This window comes from Mesorhizobium sp. M7A.F.Ca.ET.027.02.1.1, assembly GCF_004022985.1.
Classification (GTDB): Bacteria; Pseudomonadota; Alphaproteobacteria; order Rhizobiales; family Rhizobiaceae; genus Mesorhizobium.
Genome location: NZ_RZOL01000484.1, coordinates 1 through 4,253, shown reverse-complemented (window position 1 = coordinate 4,253; position 4,253 = coordinate 1). Strand labels below are relative to the sequence as shown.

The 4,253-nt window shown below is 63.9% G+C and carries 5 protein-coding genes; 4 read left to right on the top strand and 1 reads right to left on the bottom strand.

The features are described 5' to 3' along the window. The 4 genes from EN749_RS31815 to EN749_RS31800 form a co-directional block, all read left to right on the top strand. Positions 1-665, top strand: a 665-nt coding sequence (locus tag EN749_RS31815; RefSeq protein WP_245491538.1) for a 3-hydroxyacyl-CoA dehydrogenase family protein, incomplete at its 5' end; no start/stop codon positions are given. Between the two features lie 65 nt (positions 666-730). Next, positions 731-1,285: a thioesterase family protein gene (locus EN749_RS31810; protein ID WP_127396042.1), complete on the top strand. Its 555-nt coding sequence runs from the start codon at positions 731-733 to the stop codon at positions 1,283-1,285. A gap of 115 nt (positions 1,286-1,400) precedes the next feature. After that, a complete protein-coding gene (locus EN749_RS31805) occupies positions 1,401-2,069 on the top strand; it encodes a helix-turn-helix transcriptional regulator (RefSeq protein ID WP_127268614.1) in 669 nt (222 codons plus the stop codon). A gap of 9 nt (positions 2,070-2,078) precedes the next feature. Continuing rightward, complete coding sequence (locus EN749_RS31800) at positions 2,079-2,930, top strand: thermonuclease family protein (RefSeq protein WP_348629400.1); 852 nt, start codon at positions 2,079-2,081, stop codon at positions 2,928-2,930. On the opposite strand, the gene EN749_RS31795 is transcribed toward EN749_RS31800, so the two are convergent. After that, on the bottom strand, positions 2,896-4,253 hold a 1,358-nt coding region (locus tag EN749_RS31795), incomplete at its 5' end, for a lysine--tRNA ligase (protein ID WP_128364643.1). The two genes, EN749_RS31800 and EN749_RS31795, sit on opposite strands and share 35 nt — an antisense overlap.

Sequence of the window (4,253 nt, the reverse complement as noted above, 5' to 3'; positions counted from 1 at the left end):
ACATGTCGGAAGCCTACAAGATGCTGATCGAGGGCGTTCCCGCGCCGATGATCGAGAACGCGGCGAAGGCAGCAGGCATGCCGGTCGGCCCCCTGGCGCTAACCGACGAGACGGCCATCGACCTTGCCCAGAAGATCATGAAGCAGACCATCAGGGATCTGGGCGACAAGGCGGTCGATCCCAAGCAGATGGCGCTGATCGACACCATGGTCGACGATCACGGCCGCTTCGGCCGCAAGAATGGCAAGGGTTTTTACGATTACCCGGCAAAGCCAGCCAAGAAGAAACTGTGGCCGGGCCTTAGGGAGCTCTATCCGCAGCTTGCACCCGAGAAGGTCGATTATGAGGAACTGCAGCTGCGGCTGCTGGTCACCATCGCGCTGGAAGCGGCGCGGGTGATGGAAGAAGGCATCGTCACCGACCCGCGCGAGGCCGATGTCGGCTCGATCCTCGCTTTCGGCTTCGCGCCCTACACCGGCGGTGCGCTGTCCTACATCGACGGCATCGGCGCCAAGGCGTTCGTCAAGATCGCCAAGAACCTGCAGAAGAAATACGGCGCCGAGTTCAAGGCACCCAAGCTGCTGCTCGACATGGCCGAGAAGGGCGAGACCTTCTACCAGCGCTTCGATCCCTATGCGAAAGGCGACGTGAAGCAGGCAGCCTGACGCATGGGCAAAATCAAGCGTCTTGCAGCGACCTTCGCGCGTCCAAGAGGACATGGGGCGCTGTAATGTATGTCTGGGCGCGCATGGTGCGCATGATGGCCACGGCACGCAGCCGTGGCCCCTATGCGATGGGCGGCGAAGGCCGGCTGGCTTTCCGCTGCCTGCCGACCGACATCGATTTCAACATCCATCTCAACAATGCGCGCTACATGATGCTGGCCGATCTCGGCCGCATCGACCTGTTTGTTCGTGCAGGCCTCATCACGCTGGCAAGGAAGAATGGCTGGGCGCCGATGATGGGCGGACTGCAAGCGGTCTATGCACGCGAGATCAGGCTGTGGCGCCGCTTCGAAGTGGTGTCCTCGATCGAGACCTGGGAAGGCACCCAGGTTGTAGGCAAGCACCGCTTCGTCCTCGACAATGGCGAGACGGCCGCGTTGATCCTGACGACAGCCGGCGTCTACGATCGCAAGGCTCGCAACTTTCTTGAGATTGACGAGGTCGTTGCGGCACTTGGTCGTGCCGTGAACCCGCGGCCACCGACGCAAACGGAGCGGATTTTCATGACATCGCACCAGGGTCTGCGCAGCTTGGCCAAGGGCGTCGATCGATCCCGGTAGTCGGACTTTCCGCGATCGACGGAAACGTTTGCAACCACTCCACGACCGGTGGACAAAACGACATTCCAAGACTAGAAGGGAAAGGTATTTTTTCCTGCACCGAAGGAGAGCGAGCATGCTCTCGCACGACCGAGTCTGGGCTGCCATCGATGCTCTTGCCAAGCGTTATTCGCTTTCGGCCTCGGGTTTGGCCAAGCGTGCGGGGCTCGATTCCACTGCCTTCAACAAGTCGAAGCGTTTGTCGTCGGATGGCCGACCACGCTGGCCCTCGACCGAATCGCTGGCCAAGATCATCGAGGCGACGGGCGCCTCACTCGACGAATTCACCGGTCTGATCGAAGGCCGGCCCGGGATCAGCAATGGTGCTTCGACCAGCCATGCCGCTTCGGTCGCCCGCAGAAGCTCCGTGCCGTTGCTCGGCTTTGCCCAAGCCGGCGCCGGCGGCTTCTTCGACGATGCCGGCTTTCCAGTCGGGCAGGGTTGGGATCTGATCGAACTGCCGGCGCAATCGACCGAGAGTTCCTACGCGCTGCAGGTGCAAGGCGATTCCATGCTGCCGCTCTACCGCAATGGCGACGTCCTCATCGTCGAACCGGGCGCCGTCACCCGCAAGGGCGATCGCGTCGTCGTCAAGACCACATCAGGCGAGGTGATGGCCAAGGTGCTCGAGCGCCAGACCGTCAAGTCGATTGCGCTGGTCTCGCTCAATCCCGATCATCCCGACCGCGATATTCCCATGCGCGATGTCGAATGGGTGGCGCGGATTGTCTGGGCAAGCCAATAGGTCCGGCTGGTGCGGCTTCTCCATCATGCGCTGGCGGTTCTGATGGTGCCTGTGATGGCGGCCATGGTCGTCACTGGCGGTCGCACGTTGAAAGGAAGTGAAAGCGTCATCACGGTGGACCAGCTTGATCCGGGCGCCGACACGATGGCGCAGCAGGCTGCCGGGACGGTGCCGCAGGAGCCGGCCACATCGGCCATAGCAGCCCCGCAGCCGCCAAAGCCGGTGCTGCATTCGAGGGCGATCGATCCCCAAATCGTCGCGTCACCGGAACTGCCCGCCGAGGGGCTTGAACGGGTCGAGCCGCGCGAACCGTTGAGCAAGCTCGCGCTGGCCGTGCCGCCCAAGCCGAAAATGCCCGACGACTGGAACGGCACAAAGCTGTTCCAGCCGGTTGCGCCGGCCGCCGGCCTGATCGAGGCGAAGGGCTACTCGGTCGCGGTTTCCGGCATCGATATCGTCAGGCAGGACGAGACCTGCAGCGAGGACGGCAAGCCCTGGCCGTGCGGCGTCCGGGCGCGGACGGCGTTCCGCGCCTTCCTGCGCGGCCGCGCGGTGGTCTGCACCGTGCCGCCGGAAGGTGGCCGCGACCTGATCGCAGCCGAGTGCCGGATCGGCAAGCAGGATGTCGGTCAGTGGCTGGTCGAAAATGGCTGGGCGCGCGCCGCCAAGGGCGGACCCTATGTCGAGGCTGGCGACATGGCACGCACGGCGAAGAAGGGCATTTTCGGATCGGCGCCCGATCTGTCCGGCATGCCGGCGATGCCGGCCGCGCCACGCCAGGCGCCTCAGGCGCCGGGTTCGATCCTGGAAGAGGTCGACGGCGTGCTCAAGCCAGCTGACCAGCCAGCGCCCGCTCAATGAGCGCACGTGTCTCGGCAACGCCGTAGAGCGCTGCGAACGAGCCGAAGCGCGGGCCGCGCTCCTGGCCGATCAGCACCTGATAGATCATCTGGAAGAAGGCGCCCGATACGCCGGGGCCACCCTCCGGGCTCTGCTTGGAATGATCCTGATAGCGCTCGATCCTGCGCGCGACGTTGAGCGAGGCGTTCTGGATCGCTTCGCCGTTGGCGTCGGCCGGCAGCGCCCCAAGCGCTTCGTCGAGGGCTGCCAGCGCCTCGCGCTCGACCTCGTCGGCAGGCCGGAAGGTTTTCGTCGGCTTCACGAAATCGTCGAAATAGCGGATCGCATGGCCGACCAGCCGGTCGAGCTCGGGATGCGTCTTTGGCGTCACGCCTTGCGTATGACGTGAAATGAACCCCCACAGCACATCCTTGTTCTGCGCGTTGGAGGCGCTGACCAGATTGAGCAGCAGCGAGAACGGCACCGGCATGTCGATCGCGGGCGGGTTGCCGTCATGCATATGCCAGACCGGGTTGCCCAGCCGTTCCTTCCAGTCCTGCCGGGGATAGGCGGCGAGGAACGTATAGTATTCGTCCACGGCCCGCGGGATGACGTCGAAATACAGCTTCTTGGCCTGCCGCGGCCGCTGGTACATGTAGAGCCCCAGGCTTTCGGTCGGCGCATAGGTCAGCCACTCGTCGATGGTCAGCCCGTTGCCTTTCGACTTCGAAATCTTCTGGCCGTTCTCATCGAGGAACAGTTCGTAGACGAAATGCTCCGGCGCCCGTCCGCCCAGAATGTTGCAGATGCGGTCGTAGACCACCGCATTGGTCTGGTGGTCCTTGCCGAACATTTCGAAATCGACGCCAAGCGCTGCCCAGCGCATGCCGAAATCCGGCTTCCACTGCAGCTTCACGCGGCCGCCGGTGATCGAAAGCGTGGTCTCGGTGCCCTCGTCGTCGAAGGTGATGGTGCCGGCCTTGGCGTCGACATGCTTCATCGGCACGTAAAGCACGCGGCCGCTCTTCGGCGAGATCGGCAGGAACGGGCTGTAGGTCGCCTGCCGCTCAGGCCCGAGCGTCGGCAGCATCACCGCCATGATCTGCTCATAGCGTTCGGCGGCGCGCTTGAGCATCGCATCGAAACGGCCGGACTTGTAGTATTGCGTCGCGCTGGCGAACTCGTAGTCGAAGCCGAACGTGTCGAGGAAGCGGCAAAGCATCGCGTTGTTGTGGTCGGCGAAGCTGGCATAGTCGCCGCCGAAGGGGTTGGGGACCGACGACAGCGGCTTGTGCAGATGCGGCTCGAGTGCGGCGCGGTCCGGCACGCTGTCGGGGATTTTGC

Coding starts and splice junctions, on each gene's coding strand:
- EN749_RS31810 (WP_127396042.1), top strand. CDS start 731: ATGTATGTCTGGGCGCGCATGGTGCGCATGATGGCCACGGCACGCAGC.
- EN749_RS31805 (WP_127268614.1), top strand. CDS start 1,401: ATGCTCTCGCACGACCGAGTCTGGGCTGCCATCGATGCTCTTGCCAAG.